The organism is Baekduia sp. (assembly GCF_035685985.1).
GTDB lineage: Bacteria > Actinomycetota > Thermoleophilia > Solirubrobacterales > Solirubrobacteraceae > Baekduia.
In genome coordinates this window covers 1-18490 of record NZ_DASRZV010000033.1, presented here as the reverse complement: position 1 = coordinate 18490, position 18490 = coordinate 1, and the positions used below count along the sequence as shown (strand labels likewise).

Annotated in this window: 13 protein-coding genes and 1 tRNA gene; 13 read left to right on the top strand and 1 reads right to left on the bottom strand. The window is 69.9% G+C overall.

Features of this window, described 5'->3' with window-relative positions; translation table 11 throughout:
• Window positions 1-45: 45 nt before the first annotated feature.
• The 6 genes from VFG42_RS21570 (at window position 46) to VFG42_RS21545 (ending at window position 9406) form a co-directional block, all read left to right on the top strand.
• Window positions 46-1164 (top strand): NAD(P)H-dependent glycerol-3-phosphate dehydrogenase, encoded by a 1119-nt coding sequence (locus tag VFG42_RS21570; RefSeq protein WP_324910876.1) that lies wholly within the window; start codon window positions 46-48, stop codon window positions 1162-1164.
• The gene (locus VFG42_RS21565) at window positions 1154-2965 is read left to right on the top strand and encodes a CHASE domain-containing protein (protein ID WP_324910875.1); all 1812 of its coding nucleotides are present in this window, start codon (window positions 1154-1156) and stop codon (window positions 2963-2965) included. Before VFG42_RS21570 ends, VFG42_RS21565 begins: the two co-directional genes overlap by 11 nt.
• Window positions 2962-3411, top strand: a complete 450-nt coding sequence (locus tag VFG42_RS21560) for a response regulator (protein ID WP_324910874.1) — start codon at window positions 2962-2964, stop codon at window positions 3409-3411. The genes VFG42_RS21565 and VFG42_RS21560 overlap by 4 nt, the downstream gene beginning before the upstream one ends.
• Window positions 3411-5693 (top strand): DEAD/DEAH box helicase, encoded by a 2283-nt coding sequence (locus VFG42_RS21555; protein ID WP_324910873.1) that lies wholly within the window; start codon window positions 3411-3413, stop codon window positions 5691-5693. Before VFG42_RS21560 ends, VFG42_RS21555 begins: the two co-directional genes overlap by 1 nt.
• Window positions 5694-5777: 84 nt before the next feature.
• Complete coding sequence (locus VFG42_RS21550) at window positions 5778-6791, top strand: M23 family metallopeptidase (RefSeq protein WP_324910872.1); 1014 nt, start codon at window positions 5778-5780, stop codon at window positions 6789-6791.
• A gap of 146 nt (window positions 6792-6937) precedes the next feature.
• The gene (locus VFG42_RS21545) at window positions 6938-9406 is read left to right on the top strand and encodes a penicillin acylase family protein (RefSeq protein ID WP_324910871.1); all 2469 of its coding nucleotides are present in this window, start codon (window positions 6938-6940) and stop codon (window positions 9404-9406) included.
• Window positions 9407-9457: 51 nt separating this feature from the next.
• On the opposite strand, the gene VFG42_RS21540 is transcribed toward VFG42_RS21545, so the two are convergent.
• The gene (locus tag VFG42_RS21540) at window positions 9458-11029 is read right to left on the bottom strand and encodes a hypothetical protein (RefSeq protein ID WP_324910870.1); all 1572 of its coding nucleotides are present in this window, start codon (window positions 11027-11029) and stop codon (window positions 9458-9460) included.
• 39 nt (window positions 11030-11068) lie between these two features.
• Here VFG42_RS21540 and VFG42_RS21535 point away from each other — a divergent pair.
• From VFG42_RS21535 to VFG42_RS21510, 7 genes are all read left to right on the top strand, one after another.
• Window positions 11069-11141: transfer RNA gene (locus VFG42_RS21535), tRNA-Phe, on the top strand.
• 138 nt (window positions 11142-11279) lie between these two features.
• Window positions 11280-11540 carry a helix-turn-helix domain-containing protein gene (locus VFG42_RS21530; RefSeq protein WP_324910869.1) on the top strand — a complete coding sequence of 87 codons (261 nt, stop codon included), beginning with the start codon at window positions 11280-11282 and terminating at the stop codon, window positions 11538-11540.
• A 47-nt stretch (window positions 11541-11587) separates the two neighbouring features.
• Window positions 11588-12778 (top strand): tyrosine-type recombinase/integrase, encoded by a 1191-nt coding sequence (locus tag VFG42_RS21525; RefSeq protein ID WP_324910868.1) that lies wholly within the window; start codon window positions 11588-11590, stop codon window positions 12776-12778.
• Window positions 12779-12884: 106 nt separating this feature from the next.
• Window positions 12885-13319 (top strand): hypothetical protein, encoded by a 435-nt coding sequence (locus tag VFG42_RS21520; protein ID WP_324910867.1) that lies wholly within the window; start codon window positions 12885-12887, stop codon window positions 13317-13319.
• Window positions 13320-13712: 393 nt separating this feature from the next.
• Window positions 13713-14411 (top strand): HIT domain-containing protein, encoded by a 699-nt coding sequence (locus VFG42_RS27565; protein ID WP_414642439.1) that lies wholly within the window; start codon window positions 13713-13715, stop codon window positions 14409-14411.
• Window positions 14297-14953, top strand: coding sequence for a hypothetical protein (locus VFG42_RS21515; RefSeq protein WP_324910866.1), 657 nt, complete (start codon window positions 14297-14299; stop codon window positions 14951-14953). Before VFG42_RS27565 ends, VFG42_RS21515 begins: the two co-directional genes overlap by 115 nt.
• The gene (locus VFG42_RS21510) at window positions 14931-17342 is read left to right on the top strand and encodes a nucleoside triphosphate pyrophosphohydrolase (RefSeq protein WP_324910865.1); all 2412 of its coding nucleotides are present in this window, start codon (window positions 14931-14933) and stop codon (window positions 17340-17342) included. Before VFG42_RS21515 ends, VFG42_RS21510 begins: the two co-directional genes overlap by 23 nt.
• Window positions 17343-18490 lie beyond the last annotated feature (1148 nt).

Here is an 18490-nt window from a genome sequence, read left to right as displayed (position 1 = left end):
GCCTTTGAGGACGGTCGGAACGCCCGAACCCTTACTCTCGCGTCCGTGCCCGACCGTCCGCGGCCGACCCTCTCGCTGCCCACGCCCGGCGCGCGCCGCGCCGTGGTCGTCGGCGCGGGGTCGTTCGGCACCGCGATCGCCGTCCTGCTGGCGCGCGGCGGCGTGCGCACGACGCTCCAGGCGCGCACCGCGACCCAGGCCGAGCGTCTGAACGCCGACCGCGAGAACCAGGCCTACCTGCCGGGCGTGAAGCTCCCCGCCGCGCTGAAGGTCGAGGCCGTCGGCGCCGGGTTGGCGCGCGCGGACTACGTCCTGCTGGCGGTCCCCTCGCGCGGGCTGGACGCGGTCATCGCCGGGCTGCCGGCCGCCGGCCTGCCCAAGCGCGCCGCGGTCGTCTCGCTGGCCAAGGGCCTGGTGCCGCCGCTGGGCACGCCGCCCACGATCCTCCTGGCCACGGGTTTCGGCGCGCACCGCGTCGCCTGCGTCGGCGGGCCCGCGCACGCGGCGGAGATGGTCCACGAGGGCGCGGGCCTGGTCGCCGCGTCGGCCGACGAGCAGCTGGCGCTGTCGCTGTCCTCGTTCTTCCAGAAGGCCGGCGTGGTCTGCGAGGCCTCCAACGACCCCGTCGGCGTCGAGCTGGCGGGCGCGGCCAAGAACGCGGCCGCGCTGGCGGCGGGCGCGACCGAGCGCCAGGGCCTCAACGCAGCGGGCGCCGCGGCCGGCCACATCTTCGCCGAGGTCTGGCGCTTCGCCGAGGGCCTCGGCGCGCGGCCGGAGTCGCTGATCGGCCTGGCTGGGACCGGCGACCTCGTCGCCACCGCGCTGGCGCCGCAGTCGCGCAACCGGCGCGCGGGCGAGCTGCTGGCCGACGGCGTCCCCGCGCACGAGATCCCGGAGCGCATCGGCCAGGCGGTCGAGGCGATGGAGAGCGTGGGGCTGCTGGCGCAGGCGCTGCGCCACGCGGGCGTCGAGGCGCCGGTGACCACCGGCCTCTCGCGGCTGATCGGCGGCGAGCTGCCGCTGGACGAGTGGGTCGCGCTGGTGCGCACGACGGTCCCGCCGCCCGCGCGCTGGCGGCCGCCGCGCGTCGAGCGCGGGTTCTGGCAGCGCCTGTGGGCGCGCCGACGCCCCGGCGCGGCGGGCCCGGAGGCCGATGGCACCTGAGCGCGAGAGCGACGGCGGCGGCCTCGCGCGATGGGGGCCGGCGATCCTGCTGGCCACGCTGCTGACGCTGACCGCCGTCGCCGTCTACGCGACGGCGGTCCGGCTGCACGACCGCCAGCGCGACGAGCTCAGCGAGGACGCGCGCGACACCACCGCGGCGATCGGCCGCCGCATGGACGACTACGAGCAGATCCTGCGCGGCGCGGCGGGCCTGTACAACGCGTCGGCCGACGTCAGCTACCGCGACTTCCACAACTACTTCGCCGACCAGGACGTCATGCGCCGCTTCCCGGGCGTGCAGGTGATCGGCTTCGCCAGCTACGTCCCGCGCGCGGGGCTGGCCGCGCACACGCGCGAGGTCAACCGCCAGACCGCCGCCAGCGGGCTGGACTATCCGCGCTTCGAGGCCCACCCCGAGCCGTCGGCCGACACCCAGGAGCTGCTGGTCATCGACCACCTCGAGCCGCCGCCGGGCAACAGCGCCGCGTTCGGGCTGGACTTCCTCTCGGAGGCCAACCGCCGCCGCGCCGCGCTGCTGGCGCGCCGGACCGGCGAGCCGGCCGCGACCGCGCCGATCAGCCTCATCCAGTCGCGCGGCTCGTCGCTGGGCATCGACCTGATGGTCCCGGTCTACGGCAGCCCGCCGTCCCAGACCGGGGCGCCGCGCCAGTGGACCGGCGTCGTCTACGCCGCGTTCCGCCTCGACAACCTGCTGCGCGGCGTGCTCGGCCCGTCGGCCGCGGGCACCGAGTTGGAGGTCTACGACGTCGGCCCGTCGGCGACCACGCCCGCCGACGCGCCCATCACTCGCGACGCGGTCGCCTTCGACCTCCGGCCGGGGCGCGCGCAGGCCGCGCTGACCGGTGGCGGCGCGCACACGCGGATCCGCTCGCTGGCGGTCGCCGGCCGGCGCTGGGCGATCGTCTACCACCGCTCGGGCACGACGCTGTCGGCCGGCGAGCGCGCGGTGCCGTGGGTGATCGGCATCGCGGGCGTGCTCGTGTCGCTGCTGGCCGCCGCGCTGCTGGCGTCGATGGCCTCGGCGCGGCGGCGCGCCGTCCGCCTGGCCGACGCGATGACGGTCGAGCTGCGCGAGCGCGAAGCCCAGCTGCGCGAGTCCAACGCCGAGCTCGAGCACTTCGCCTACCTCGCCTCGCACGACCTGCAGGAGCCGCTGCGGACGATCACGTCCTACGTCGGACTGCTGGAGAGCCGCGTCGGCGACCAGCTCGACGACCGCGCGCGGTCGTGGCTGGGGTTCGTCAGCGAGGGCGCCGGGCGCATGTCGCAGCTGATCGCCGACCTGCTGGAGTACTCGCGCACGGGCCGCGGCCGCGACGACACCGAGACCGTCGACCTCGAGCAGGCCTGGGACCTGGCGGTCGCCAACCTCCAGCACGCGATCGCCGACGCCGGCGCGACCGTGCGGCGCGAGCCGCTGCCCGCGGTCCGCGCGCACCCGCGCGAGATGACCTCCATGTTGCAGAACCTGATCGGCAACGGGTTGAAGTACCGCCGCGACGGCGTGGCGCCCGTCGTACGTGCGTCCGCCCGACGCGACGGCGACGGCCGCTGGGAGATCGCGATCGCCGACAACGGCATCGGGATCGAGCCGCGCTTCCATGATCGAGTGTTCGGGCTCTTCCAGCGACTGCACACCGCCGAGGAGTACCCTGGCACCGGGATGGGCCTGGCCATCGTCAAGAAGATCGCCGAGAGCAACGGCGGCAGCATCCGGGTCGAGTCCGAGCCGGGCGCCGGCGCCACCTTCATCGTCACGCTGCAAGGGGAAGAGGGATGACCCGCGCGTCGGGGCCGCGACGGCTCCTGGTGGTCGAGGACTCGGAGTCCGACGTCGAGCTGCTGCGCGAGGCGCTGGCCGACAGCGACCCCGCGGTCGCGCTGGACGTCGTGCGCCACGGCGAGGACGCGCTGGCGTTCCTGCGCCGCGAAGGGTCGTTCAGCGGTGCCGCCCGTCCCGACCTGGTGGTGTTGGACCTCAACCTCCCGCGCATGGGCGGCTTCGAGGTCCTGCGCGCGATGCGCGAGGACGTCGACCCGCGTCTGCGGCGCCTGCCGGTGATCGTGTTCACGACCTCCCAGACGGTCACCGACGTCGAGCGCGCCTACGACCTGCACGCGTCGAGCTTCGTCACCAAGCCCACGGCCTTCGACCACTACCTCGAGACCGTGCGCGCCTTCCGCGAGTTCTGGCTGCGGGTGGCGACGCTGCCCACGAGCGCCTAGTGGCCCCGGCGGCCGCCGCCGAGCCCTGGCGCGCGCTCCTGGAGGAGGGTCGCGAGGACGAGCGCCTGGTCCGGCAGGCCTTCGAGGGCGCGCGGCGTCCGGTGTTCGCGCCGCTGCCCGACGACCTGCATCCGACCTTGTTGAAGGGGTTGCAGGGCGCGGGCGTCGAGTCGCTGTACCGCCATCAGGCGATCGCGTGGGAGACCTTCCCGGAGGCGCCGTTCGTCGTGACGACCGGCACCGCGTCGGGCAAGTCCATGTGCTTCAACCTACCGACGCTGGACGTGCTGTGCACCGACGCCAAGGCGCGCGCGCTGTACCTGTACCCGACCAAGGCGCTGGCCCAGGACCAGGCGCGGGCGATCGCGTCGTTCCGGCTCGGGCGCTCCGTGCGCCCGGCGATCTACGACGGGGACACCAAGCGCGAGGAGCGCACCGCGATCCGCAAGCGCTCCAACCTGATCCTCACCAACCCCGACATGTTGCACATGGGGATCCTCCCCAACCACGCGGCGTGGGGGGACTTCTTCTCCAACTTGGCCGTCGTCGTGATCGACGAGGCGCACGTCTACCGCGGGGTCTTCGGCTCGCACGTCGGCAACGTGCTGCGACGGCTGCGGCGGGTCTGCGCGGCCTACGGCGTGGCGCCGCGGTTCCTGCTGGCCAGCGCCACGATCGCCAACCCGGTCGAGCTGGCCGAGGGCCTGACCGGGCTGGAGGACATCGCGCACATCGACGAGGACGGCTCGCCGGGCGCGGCGCGGCAGATCGCGATGTGGAACCCGCCGCTGACCGACGAGGCGCTGCAGACGCGGCGCTCCGCCCTGGGCGAGGCCGCGGACATGGTGCGCGACCTGGTGGTCAACGGCTCGCGAACGATCTGCTTCGTCAAGTCGCGCAAGGGCGTCGAGCTGGTGGCCAAGCTCGTCGCCGACCAGCTGGCCGACGCGCATCCGGCGCTGCGCGATCGCGTCGCGCCCTACCGCGCGGGCTACACGCCGCAGCAGCGGCGGGAGCTGGAGGCGCGGCTGGTGTCCGGGGACCTCCTGGCGGTCGTCACCACCGACGCGCTGGAGCTGGGCATCGACATCGGCGCGCTGGACGCCGCGGTCGTCGTGACGTTCCCGGGGACCGTGGCCTCGTTGAAGCAGATGTGGGGCCGCGCCGGCCGCCGCGGCCGGGGCTTCGCCGTGTACATCGCCGGCGAGGACGCGTTGGACCAGTTCTTCTGCCGCCACCCCGACGAGTTCCTGGAGCGGCCGGTCGAGGCGGCGATCGTCAACTACGAGAACGAGCAGATCCACGACCCGCACCTGCTGTGCGCGGCGCACGAGTTCCCGATCGCGCCCGAGCGCGACGCCGAGACGCTCGGGCCGCGCGTGCGCGCGCACTGCGAGCATCTCGAAGGCCTCGGCGAGCTGGTCCAGCGCCAGGGCCAGTTCTGGCTGAAGCGGCCCGAGGACTACCCGGCCGGCCGCGTGTCGCTGCGCTCCGGCTCGCCGGACGCGTTCGGGGTCGTGGACCTCTCCAGCGGCGAGCTGCTGGGATCGGTCGACAGCGCCCGCGCGTTCTCGACCGTGCACGACGGCGCGGTCTACCTGCACCTCGGGCGCTCCTACGCGGTCCGCGAGCTGGACGTCCACGGGCGGCGCGCGCTGGTCGAGCCGTTCAACGGCGACTACTACACGCAGCCCAAGAAGGAGACCGACACCTACATCGAGCGCCTGCTGGACCGGCGCGAGACGATGGGCGTGACGTTGTCCTTCGGGATGGTCAGCGTGAGCGAGACCGTGATCGCCTACCAGCGCAAGCGGCTGCCCGACCACGAGCCGATCGATCTCAATGGCCTCGACCTGCCCGAGACGACGTTCACCACGCAGGCGCTGTGGTACGAGCCGGACGCCTCGCTGCTGGAGGAGGAGTTCCCGCTGGAGATCCTGCTCGGGACCCTGCACGCGGTCGAGCACGCCCAGATCGCCGTGCTCCCGCTGCTGGCGATGTGCGACCGCTGGGACATCGGCGGATTGTCCACCAACATCCACCCGCAGACCGGCGGGCCGACGATCTTCATCTACGACGGCCACCCCGGCGGCGTGGGCATCACCCACCAGGGGTTCATCGGCTTCGAGCGGCTGGTGGCCGACGCCTACCGGCTGATCAGCGAGTGCCGCTGCGAGCGCGGCTGCCCGTCCTGCGTGCAGTCGCCGAAGTGCGGCAACCTCAACGATCCGCTGGCCAAGGACGGGGCGGCAGAGATGTTGCGGCGCATGCTGGATCGCTGAGGAACCTGCAGCCGAGCGCGCGAAACCTGCGCAAGAACCGGTGCACGCCGGCAGATCGTTCGGGACCGGTCGACCGTCTGTGGTGTGCGCGGTCCCTCCCGACGCCACCTCCCGCTCTTCCTGCTCGCCTGCGCGCTGGCCCTTCCGGCCGGTGGACTCGCGGCGTCCTCGCCCTCCGTGGGCGCGGCGGAGGCCGCGACCGGCCCGCGCTCCGGCGGCGCCGAGTTCGGCCAGCCCAACGGCCGACCGAGCGCCACGCACCCGATCGCGACGACGTTCCGCATCGGGCGCCACACGATCACCGAGGGCAGCGCGCCCCGGCTCGCCGTGCGCATCGACCAGCGCGGTGTCAGCAGGGTGACGGCGCGCGTGGCCTTCCGGCCGCTGAAGGGGTCGGGCGGCACCGCCGTGTCGATCCCGCTGGGCGCCGTGCGCACCGGCCGGCTGCTGCATCCGACGTGGCCGTCGGGCGTGGCGCTGAAGCCCGGGCGCTACGAGGTCTCGCTGCACGCCGCGGGCCCCGCGGGCGGCCAGCTGCTGCGCCGCGCGTCGGCGTCGGGCAAGGCGCCGCTGACGGTCAAGGCCAAGCCGGCGCCGGTGGCGCCCGCGCCGGCGCCGTCGACGCCCGCGCCCGCGCCCGCCACGTCGCCCGCCGCCGACCCCGGCGTCACCGCCGACGGCGTCTTCCCGGTCGCCGGCGCCCACACCTACGGCGGCGCCGACGCCCGCTTCGGCTCCGGCCGCACCGGCCACGAGCACCAGGGCCAGGACGTCCTGGCCGCCGAGGGCACGCCCGTGCTCGCGCCGCTGGCCGGGACGATCATCGCCCGCGACTACCAGGCCTCGGGCGCCGGCTTCTACGTCGCGATGGACGCCGTCGACGGCCGCTCGTTCTTCTTCGCCCACTGCCAGCAGGACACGTTCGCGGTCACGGTCGGCCAGGCCGTCGCCGCCGGCCAGCAGCTCTGCCGCGTCGGCCACACCGGCGACGCGACCGGCCCGCACCTGCACTTCGAGATCTGGATCGGAGGCTGGCGCCGCGACGCTTCCAGCCATCCCGTCGATCCGCTCGCGCAGCTCCAGGCATGGGACAAGTAGACACCCTGTGAAGTAACGTCTTCCCACGTCCCTCGCGCCGAACCCGATGGTCGGGCTCGGCGTGTGATTGAAGGAGGAGGGTCCACGTGCTTTCACGGCGCGCCATTCTGGCGACGGCGGCAGCAGCCGCTGCGCTGGTCTCAGCCGTGCCGGCCTCGGCCGACACGGAGCTCAACATCGTCCCCCATGGCAACGAGGCGCCCGGCGTCCCGTGGGCCACGGCCCCCGGCATCCTGCCCGCGGACACGCAGGCGGCGATGTACGACCGCATCACCCCACTGTTCCGCGACATCACCGACGACGTGCTCAAGCCGAGCACCGACGGGACCGGGTACTACAAGTCGGCGGCGCTGCTGCCCGAGAACGACCCGTCGTTCGTGACGTCCGACACGGTCAGCGGCACCTCGCCGAGCGCCGGGCCGGTCAGCGCGCGCATCAAGCGCGACCGCTACGGCGTCCCGCACATCTACAGCGACACCGACGCGGGCGCGATCTTCGGCGCCGGCTACGCCGTGGCGACCGACCAGTCGCTGCTGCTCAACCAGGCGCGCTACAACGGCGTCGCGGGCCTGATCGACATGCCGGGCGTCCCGGCCATCAACCTGGTCCTCGGGTTGTACAACTACACGCCCAACGCGAAGGTCACCAAGCAGGCCGAGGCGATGCAGACCAAGGCCATCGAGAAGCAGGGCGCGCAGGGCAAGCAGCTGCTGAACGACATCGACACCTACCTGGCGGGCATCAACGCGCGCATGCAGGTGTCGCAGCCGACGTCCAAGCCGTTCGCGCGGATCGACATCTACGCCTTGAACGCGATCAAGTCCCAGTTCCTGGGTCAGGGCGGCGGCTCCGAGGTCAGCAACGCGCTGTTCCTCGACCAGCTGCGCCAGAAGCTCGGCGCCAAGAAGGGCGACGAGGCCTACGAGGACCTGCGGGCGCGCAACGACCCGGAGGCGACCTACACGACGTCCAAGAAGGCGGCGGTCGACACCAACGTGTCGGTGTCCAAGCCCAAGGGCATGGTCCGCCTGAAGTCCGGGTCGTTCAAGAACTCGTTCATCAAGCTGCCGGGCCAGTCGGCCAAGGCGTCGGCCGCCCGCGCCGCGGCGGTCAGCGCCGGCAAGCGCCACGAGGCCTCCAACATCCTGATCGTCTCGGGGTCGAAGTCGGCCACGGGCAAGCCGCTGTTCGTCGGCGGCCCGCAGATCGGCTACAACTACCCCGGCCTGACGATGGAGATGCAGCTGACGTCGCCGTCGATCAACGTCGAGGGCGTCACGTCCGCGCCGTTCCCGGGCTACATGCTGATCGGCCACGGCGTCGGCTACGCGTGGTCGCTGACCTCGGCGGGCGCCGACATCATCGACACCTACGCCGAGAAGCTCTGCGGCGGCTCGAAGACCAAGTACGTGTACAAGGGCAAGTGCCGCTCGATGGAGAAGATCGAGGCCGGCACGATCGAGAAGGGCGGCAAGACGACGAAGGCCGTCTTCTACCGCACGATCCACGGGCCGGTCGAGGGCTACGCCACCAACCGCTCGACGGGCAAGAAGGTGGCGCTGACGACCAAGCGCTCGTCCTACGGGCGTGAGACGGTCGACCAGCTGTTCAACCAGCAGATGACGTTCTCGCGCGTCCACAGCGCGAAGGACTTCATCAACGCCGCCGCCAAGTCGCCGCAGACGTTCAACTCGTTCTACGCGAGCGCGACCGAGTCGGCGTTCTACACCTCCGGCGCGCTGCCGATCCGCCCCAAGGGCGTCAACGACGACCTCCCGGTCGACGGCACGGGCAAGTACGAGTGGAAGGGCGAGCTCGCGAAGTCCAAGCACCCGCAGGTGGTCGACCCGTCGTCGGGCTACATCGTCAACTGGAACAACAAGCCGGCCAAGGACTTCCCGGCCGGTGACGACCGCTTCGGCAACGAGGGCGGGATCCAGCGTGTCGACATGCTCAACTCGGAGCTGGCGCGCTACCCGAAGGCGACGCTGGCCAACGTGCTGGCGGCGGCCAACGCGGCGGCGACCGAGGACGTCCGGATCACGCAGTTCTGGCCGGTGCTGAAGGCGATGCTGGCCAAGGGGAAGGCGCCCGACGCGCTGTCCTCGGCGCTGGTCGCGCAGCTGGACGACTGGTACGCGGCCGGCGGCTCGCGGGCCGACCGCAACGGCGACGGCAACATCGACGCCCCGGGCGCGATCATCCTGGACACGGCGTGGAAGGCCATCACGAACGCCGGCCTGTGCGACCGCCTCGGCTCGACGCTGTGCAAGTCGCTGGAGGGTCAGATCTCCCGCTTCGACCAGCCGCCCGGAGGCCAGTACAGCGGGTGGCACCAGTACATGGGCAAGGACTTCCGGACCATGTTGAAGCGGAAGGTCGTCGGCAAGTACCACCTGAAGTACTGCGGCGACGGTTCGGTGTCGCGCTGCTCGTCGGAGCTGTGGAAGGCGCTCAGCGCCGCGGGCAAGACGCTGGCGAGCAAGCAGGGCGACGATCCGTCGAAGTGGACGGAGCCGGTGACGAAGGTCGGCTTCACGCCGCTGCCGCTCTACACGATGCAGTACACCAACAAGCCGACGGGCATCCACCAGGTGATGGCCTTCGGCCAGTAGGTGACGTGACGCTCCTCCCTCGCGCGTGCCGCGCGCGGGAGGGGCGGCTCGTCAGTTGAGCGCGAGGGTGGCGTCGAGGTCGGCGCCGCCCCGCTCGACCCTCAGCCCGCCGTCGACGTCGCCGAAGCCGTCGAGCACGAGGCGGGCGAGGTCCGGCAGGTTGAAGCGGCGGACCAGCTCGTCCTGGACCGCCTTGGCGCCGAGGTGGAGGTTGAGGGCGCCGGTCGTCGTGGCGGTCGCCGGCCGCCGGCTCGCGATCGCGCGCAGCGACGCCTTCATGTCGTTCGTCACGACGAGGACGTCGTCGTCCAGCACCGCGAGCTTGGCGATGCCCTTGCCGTCCCGGGTGATCACGTACGCGTCGCCGTCGCGCTTGACGTTCAGCTTCACGTTGGCGAGGCGCAGCGCGAAGTCCGGCACCGCCGCCAGGCGGTTGAGCGCGGTCTCGAGGTCCCCGCCGGTCGTGGTCTCGGTGCGCAGCGCGAACTTGCCCGGCGACTCCGGCGTGATCGTCGCCGTGCCCGTCAGCCCGTTGATGATGTGGTCGACGTCGATGCGGCCGAAGGTGTGCAGCGGGCCCTTGACGGAGTCGAGGGTGGTGAGCGCGCTCTCGACGCCGGCGAGGAACGGCAGGTCGAGCGCGTTCTTGTTGTCGTCGATGAAGCGGATCGCCTGGGCGGGGTCGCGGAGGGCGGCGTGGATCTGGCGGGCCCCGGGGGCCGGCCGCGGCGGCTGGGCGCCGGGCGCGAGCGGGAGCCGGCCGTCGGTCAGGGCCGTGGGATCGGTCGCGAGGTGCACGCGCAGGCGGACGCCCGGCTTCTCGAGCGACACCGCGAGGCTGCCGTCGCGCAGCGCGTCGACCCACGGGACGTTCTTGGCGCGCGGCGCGAGGAGCGGCCGCGCCGGGCCGGCGGCGCGAATCAGCGCGGGCACGCGCGCCAGCGGGCCCAGGCGCTCGTCGAAGGTGCGCGGCGTCAGGCCGGCCTGGGCGTCGCGGGTGGCGAACGCCTTCCGCACCGCCGCCGCATCCGCGCCCAGGACCACCTCCACGCCGCGGCGGCCGAACGTCGCGGTGCCGTCCGGAAGCGCGTAGCCGCTGACGCCGGGCGCCGGCGCCGACGTCGTGTTCAGGCGCCCGTCGTCGACCGCCCGGCGGAACACCGCCTCGACGTCGTCGGCGTTCGTCCCGATCGTGGCCGCGGTGACGCCCGCGCGCGCCAGCGCCGGGAGGTTCAGCGCGAGCCCCTGGATCGTGGCGGACAGGCCCTTGATCGCGTTGGCGGGTCCGAACGCGATCAGCGGCCCGCCGAGCAGCGACGAGAGATCCCGGCCCGCGTCCAGCCCGACGCCGCGAACCGAGGCGCTGACGCCATCCGCCGCGAACCGCGCCGCCACGAACGTCCGGGCGAGCGTCCTGAGCCGGGCGCCCTGTTGCGAGCCCCGCTGCACGTCGAACTCGACCACGACCTCCGAGCTGGTCGGCGCGAACGCCAACGCCGCCGCCCGGCGATCGCCGACATCGGCGGTGCGACCGCCATGGCTCCCACCTCGCAGCAGCAGCGCGGCCACGACGACCCCGACGACGACCGCCACCCCACACCCAACGACCACCCACCGCCTCACGGCGGCGACCCTACCCATCGCGGTACCCTTCCGCGTCACGGCGAGTTAGCTCAGTTGGTAGAGCACACGACTGAAAATCGTGGTGTCCCCGGTTCGAGTCCGGGACTCGCCATCGTCCGGGAGCCCTGCGTTTGCAGGGCTTTCGTCGTTCTGGCGGAGGGTTGCGGTGGCGGCCTTCGGGGCGGGGTGCAAACGGATCTGCAAACAGCAGGTCGCCGGAGGCGGCGCGCTGCCGCGCCGTCCGTGGTCGATGGACGACCTCTCGATCCCGCTTCCGGCCGACGTGCTCGACCTCCTGGTCGAGCGCACGGCCGCTTGCCTGCGTGCTTCGGCGTTCGTCGCCGAGCCGTGGGTCGGGGTCGACACAGCCGCCGCGCACCTCGCGTGCAAGCGCCAGCGCATCTACGACCTGGTGAGCCGCCGGACCATCCCGCACCGCAAGGAGGGATCCCGGCTGCTGTTCAAGCTCTCGCACCTCGACGCCTGGATTGAAGGCGGCGGCGCCAAGTGAGCGCGCCCGTCCTCCGGCTCGTCTCGGTCCCGACCACGGGAGCCGAGATGGCAGCGAAGAAGTCATCGCTGGAGAAGACCAAGACGCCCGGCGTCTACCGCCGGGGCAAGAAGTACGTGTACGCCTACCGGATCCGCGGCGTGCAGCGCTGGAAGACCGTCGACACCTACGACGAAGCCCGACGCTGCAAGCTCGCCGCCGAAGTCGACATTGAACGAGGCGAACTCCGCGACCTGTCGCGCGTCTCCTTCGGCGACTACGCCCGAGAGTGGATCATCAACTACCAGGGCCGCACGTCGAACGGCTTCCGTGGGTCGACACGTCGCGCCTACGCGCAAGTGCTCGAGGCACGGGTCATCCCCTATTTCGACAGCCGCGTTCGCCTCCGCCTCGCCGAGATCGAGCCGCGCGACGTCAAGGCGTTCGTCCGTTGGATGAACGAGCAAGAGGACCCGCGCCGCCCCGGCCGACTGCTCGGCAAGTCCTGGATCCGCCAGCACATCGCCGTCCTCCGAGCGCTCCTCGGGGACGCGATGGAAGAGGGCGTCATCCGCCACAACCCCGCGGCCAGCGTCCGCGTCACCGTGCCGGAAGGCGACGGCACCGCCCGCCCACGCGCAATCGAGAAGCGCGCCATGACGATCGACGAGCTGCGGCGCGTCGTGGCAGAGGTCCCGCCGCGCTGGCAGCTGTTGTTCGAGTTCATGGCTCACACCGGCCTGCGCATCGGGGAGGTCAGCGAACTGCGCTGGGGTCGCGACGTCATCCTCACCGGCCGCCCCTACGTGAAGTTGCGTTGGCAATTCGCCGACAACCGCGTCTGCGAACCGAAGACCCGCTACGGCAAGCGCGACATTCCGCTCTCCCCTGGCCTGGTCCGCAAGCTCACCGCGATCCAGCCGGTGGACTCCGACGGCCAGCTGGTCTTCGTCTCAAACGCGCGGAACACGCCTCGACCGCCACAACCTGCAGGCGAAGGTCCTCGCGCCCGCCGCACGCCGGGCCGGCGTACCGTGGGTCACGCTGCACACGTTTCGCCACACCTGTGCCTCGCTCCTCTTCGCACCCGTCGAGCACGGCGGCGGAGGCAAGAACGCCAAGCAGGTCCAGGAATGGCTCGGCCACCACTCGCCCGCCTACACGTTGAAGGAGTACGTGCATCTCATCGACGCAGGCGTGGGCGATGCGACCTTCTTCGACGCGGTGCTAGGCGGCTAGCTATCGCGCTAGCACCTTGACAACGCAGCCGTCCCATCAGCTAGCATCACGGCTCAACATCCTTAACAAATCGCCCCCGCGCCGCTACCAACGACCGGGGGCACGGCCCAAGGAGCCTTAACCTCCATGAGCACCCAGCAGCGTAACCACGCCTGCCTTGTTCCCGTCGACCCGTCCACCGTCGACGTCCTCCGCCGCCAGACCCTCGTGGTCCTGGAGGCCAACCACTACTTCTTCGAGGAGCTTCTGAACTTCGGCCCCGAAGCCCAGATCGCGCTCTCGCAGATCTACCGCGACGCCTTCGCCGTCCTCGACGCCATCGGCTGGTCCCAGGACCCCGCCGCCGGCCACCTCGACGTCCCCCTCACCGACGGCCACATCGACCAACTCCGCCGCTGCAGCTACGACCTCCGCGTCACCAACATCAACCGCAGCGACCAGTTCGACACGGCCACCGCCCAAGAAGCCGCCGCCATCCGCGACGACCTCGCCGCCAACCTCGCCGCCGTCCACACTCTCGATCACCTCTTCTCCGACTACACCCGAGCCACCTCCGACTAACCCATCCCCCGCTCCACCCAGGGCCTCCGCTGCCGCTCGCCCAGCCCTTCAGGAACTCAGGCCCTCCGTGAGGCCGACCACCCGCTCTCACGATCGCTACGAAGTACATCGTGTGAGTGGGTGGTCGGGCTCGCGGAGGGCCTAAGAAACCGTCGATTTGCAGGGCGAGCGGCAGCGCTATCCCTTCAACGGCTGAAGGGGGTGGTGAAGGGCGAGAGAGCCACTGCCGCCGAGCCACACCGCAACGGACGGCGTCGCCTCCACGCCCTTCCCCTCGATGCCCCGGACCACGCCCTCCGGCCGATCACGCGAGAGCTGGGCGCTACAGCCTCTGGCCCCGAAGACTCCCGCAGCCCCTCAGAACAGATCCGAGCGCCACGTTAAGCTAGGCACATGGCTGTGCTGTCCGATCCCACCCGCTCCGAGCCACTCGCCCGTTCTGGCTGTGAGTTCTGTGATCGCATCGCAACCTCACAGGAAGTGTCGCTAGTCGCCGATCGAGACTTCCTCACCTGGGCGTCGGTCGGCGCACTCGTCGAGGGCCATGTCCTAGTACTTCCACGGGCCCACGCGCTCAGCGCAGCGCGCTTGGACGACGACGACCTGTCAGAACTCGTTCGCTACACCGATCAGGTGTCTGAGCAGTTGCGTCGACACTACGGCCCAATCTGCGTCTTCGAGCATGGTCCGAACGAACCGGGGACGGCCGTCGGCTGCTCCATCGATCATGTACACCTTCACCTCGTTCCGTGGTCATCCTCGTTGGTTGACCTCGCGAGGGCACATCATCCGGACCTACTTTGGCGTGACTTCGCGCGTGACGACTTGCGAGATGGACTGCGTCCCGCTCCCGACGAGTCGTACCTTCTTGTCCAAGACGCTGACGGACGGGGGGCCATCGGAGTTGGCGCCACGATCCCCAGCCAGGCGCTTCGCCGGATCATCGCCGCCGAACTCGGCCGAGCGGAGGAATGGGATTGGAAGAGCTACCCACAGGCCAGGAATCAGACAAGGACCGTCATGACACTGGCGCAGATGACTCATCCGTCGGAAACGTCGGGTCGCGGCGCGGGGGCGAATTCGCCTCGGTAGCTGGGACCTCTGACGATCGAGCGCTGTTCGACTGGGAGTCGCGCTGGCCGAAGCGCGCGCGTTGGCATATTCGGTTCGAGTTGTTGTACCTCGTGGCTCTCTTCGCGGCAAGCCCGGTCGGGCTGTTCTGTCTCAGCGCCGGCAAGCTCGATGAACCTCTGGACCTGACGACCGAGGAGAGCCGATCGCTCGCCCTGTACGGCGCCGCCTGGTTTGGCGGCCTTCTCGGGGGTTGCCTGTTCTCAATGAAGTGGCTCTACCACTCGGTAGCCCGAGGCAAGTGGCATCTCGACAGGCGTCCGTGGCGGTTTCTCACGCCTCTGGTTTCCGCCGGACTCGCCTTTGGCACCATGGCGCTCTTCATCTCAGGCGCGCTGCCTATTTTCAGCGACCAGATCACCGGGACACTCTCAGGGGTGGCGGGTGTGAGCTTCTTGGTGGGCTACTTCTCAGACGACACGGTCGCCGCGCTCGCAGCGGCTGCGTCCAAGCTCCTTCGGGGCGCAGAGGAGCAATCAGATGGCAGCGACAGTCGGAACTAAGGCCGAAGGGCTTGCGGACCTTCCGGCGGCATGGACGCCGGACTTCGTCGTCATCACCTCGGAGATGGCCACCCAGTTGACGCAGGACATGGTTAGTGCCGAAGTTGTTGCATCCCGCCTGAAGAACTGCAGCGCAACCTCAGCGCTTGAACGCTTGTTCCTTGATGCCTCGGAAGGCGTCATCGTCCGGAGTAGTTCGACCGACGAGGGAATGGACGAAAGAGGCCTATTCAAGTCCCGGCACGTGAAGTTCGCAGGCTTTGTAACCGTCGCTGAAGCAGCTATTGAAGTGTGGAACCACGCGGCCGCGACACGTGTCGCGGATCCGATCCCGCTTGTGGTGCAGCGGTACGTACAGCCTCGCCTGCTGGGGCATTTGTCGAACGAAGTCCGGCTCCGCGCCGATCGCCGCGACTGGGTTGTCGAGTTTCAGGGGGAGGCCACAGCCGCTCGCGTGACCGGAATGCGCGCCCGGAAGAGCGACCGGATTCCGCTGGACAGGGTCGATGCAAGCTGCGACACGTCGGAGCAGCTCTCCGGCGTGCTTCGCAAGGTGGCCGGCACCTTCACGCGCCCTGGATCTCGTCATCACCTGGAGTGGGTCTGGGACGGTGCCCGCCTTTGGCTGGTGCAACACGACTTGATGCGAGAGCTGCGCTCGGAGGAGCCACGTGCGATCGGCTGGGCAAAGGAGTTCCCGGCTCTGGAGTGCTTCCGGCCTGCAACCGGATCGGACGTTTCGTTCCCAAAGGTGCGGTGCATCGCCGACTACACCGCCGCCGGACTTCCCCACCAAGATCTGCGGCTCCTTGCCGACCCAGATCTGTTTGCTGGACTGGCGGACTCTCCAGCACCTGAGGCGCTGCTACGCGACCTCGCTCTACTCGCCGATAGAAGGGCCGTAATCAGGACCGACGTCCGACGCGGAGAAGACCGCGACTTCGATGTCCTGCGAGCCCGTACCGACGCGGGGTACAGCAGTGAGCAGCTACTGGACTTTATCCGCTCCACCCTTGAAGGGCTGGCGGCCTTGGACATTAAGTTGGAGGACATCGTCTTCCTAGTCCATCCCTTCGTCCCGGCCGACGCATCAGCTTGGAGTCTGGCGGCCCCCAGTACGAGCCAGGTCCAGATCGACGCAACCTACGGACTACCGGACGGACTCCTCTACTACCCGCATGACTCGTATGTCGTTGACGCCCGCGGCGGCACCGTACGCCGACAGGTCCGATGCAAGAGCCAGATCCTCGTGTCAGGGGAGGACGGGGTCTGGCGTGACCAACCGCTCGGCAGCCCCTGGGACTGGCGCCCGGCACTGAGCGACGACGAGGCGCGCACAATCGCCTCCATGTCTAAGCGTCTCGCGGACCACTTGGGTCAACCAGTGGAGATCATGTTCTTCGTTCGCACCCACATCGTCGATCAAGGCCGCACGATCTTGCCGTGGGTCCATCGTGACGGGAGCCACCGGCCAGCGAGGCCCGCCGCCACCGGCTCGTTCTTTCCATCTCAGGAGGCGCTAGTCCGAAACGTCCGAGACCTCCAGACTCTCTCGGCGGAAATGAAGGAGGCCAACTCATCGGGCGATCGCGTTCTTATTCATCTTCGCCCCGAGGCGGACGTTCTGCACGACGCTGGCTTTCTCGAGCAGCTAGTCAACGTTTGCAGGTCAAGCAGCTGCACTATCGAACTCGAAGGCAGCACGTTGTCGCACATCTACTATGAGCTGGTCCGAAATGGACTCAACGTGCAGGCGCAAGATCTCATCTCCACGTCGGGTGGAGAGCCGGTGTCCTTCGGCAAGTTGGTCCGGGACCTGATCCCGGAAAACATCGCTGCCCGCGGCGAACACGTGGTGCGTTACCAGGCGACCGGCGACGAACTCCAACTGCTCTTGCGCGCCAAGGTAGTCGAGGAAGCGCTTGAGATCGCGCGTTCGGGCTCCAGCGACGAGTTACTAGAAGAGATCGGCGACGCGCTAGATGTGCTCGCTTCGCTCTGCACCCTCGCCGGAACAGATCTCGCAAGCGTCAGTGACCGAGCAGAACAGAAGCGGCGTACCCGTGGAGGATTCAACGCGGGACAGGTGCTGGTCGAGACCCGCGAGCCCACACTCGAAGAAGCCACAGCAGGCGACGGCCCCCGGTACGCCATCACCGAAGAAGTTCGACGTGAGGTCGAGCGACATCATTCGGAGGCACCGGAGATCGTGGTAGCAGGAGACAACGAGGTCCGGATCCCCTACGAACTCCAATTACAGCCGGGAACTGGAACGAGAATCCTCGTTGAGGGTGTTGAAATTGAGTTTGAGCTTCGCAACGACGGCGCAGTCATTCGCCGAGCCGTGCCGGCTTTGGAGCATCCAGATCAGTTGGACCTGGGCATCTGACGCCTCGGCTGCAAATATCGCGCAAACAAGCCCGACCGAAACGAGCCGAAACGGCCAGTCGGGTGCGTGAGCAGAATCACCGCAGATGCAGGCCAATCACCCACTCAGCCGATTCACCACTAAGACCTTCAGCGCAGCTGAAAATCGTGGTGTCCCCGGTTCGAGTCCGGGACTCGCCATCTTGCAAAGGCGCCGCAAAGCGGCGTCTTTTTCTTTGCCGTCGCCGCGCCGAAATTGGGCGTCTACGCGCCATCGGCGCGTTCCATGGCCTACTCATGGCCTATTGGGACCGTTTCACGGCCCCGCTGGCGCTCAGGCCAGGGGTCAGGGCGGGCGCATACGATCCCTTGCGTGACTCCGACGACCCTCGCCTACGTCACCCCGGCGGTCCTCCGCTGAGCACGGGAGTCGATCGGCTACGACCTCACAGACGCCGCTCACCGGTTGCACCTCCCGGCGTGGCAGCTGGAGGCCGCCAAGGAGGATGTAGACCTCCTCACCCTTCGGCAGGCCGAGAACGCGGCCAAGCTCTACGAGCGACCGCTCGCCGCCCTCTACCGGCCCGAACCACCGACCGAGGAGCTGGACCGGCTCCGGCGAGCACGGGACCGCGTGCGCCACCGCTATCGACTGGGCGGGGAGCAACATCGACGCCACCGCCGCGCAGCGGGCGGCAGACCGTCTCTATGGCGCGCTCGACGCCGCGATCGGGCGTCGCGGCATCGCCGCCGCGACGCGCGATCGACAGCCGCGCTAGTCGCGGCTGTACAGGCGCCGGATGACGGCCAGGCGCTTGCGCCAGGGCGTCGATCCGCCCAAGGCCCGCAGCAGGCTGCGCTCCTGGCGCGGCGGCTGAGGTCCACGCGCAGGTGTCCAGGCCGTAGTCGGCGGCGCGGCGCAGGATGGGCAGGACGTCGTCGGGGATCTCGAACGAGGTCGAGCAGGTACGGTCCGTCGTGTCCATGGAGTCTTGTCTCCTTGGGCCATGCCCCCGGCCGTTGACGCGGCGCGGGGTTGCTCCTATGTCAAGTCGTGGCGGTCTGGGTGTGGTGCCAGATGGTGCGGGCGAGGTGGCGTTTGAGGGAGCGGAGTGCTTCTTTGCGGGTCTTGCCGTCGGCTTGTTTGCGGGCGAGGTAGGCGATGGCGGG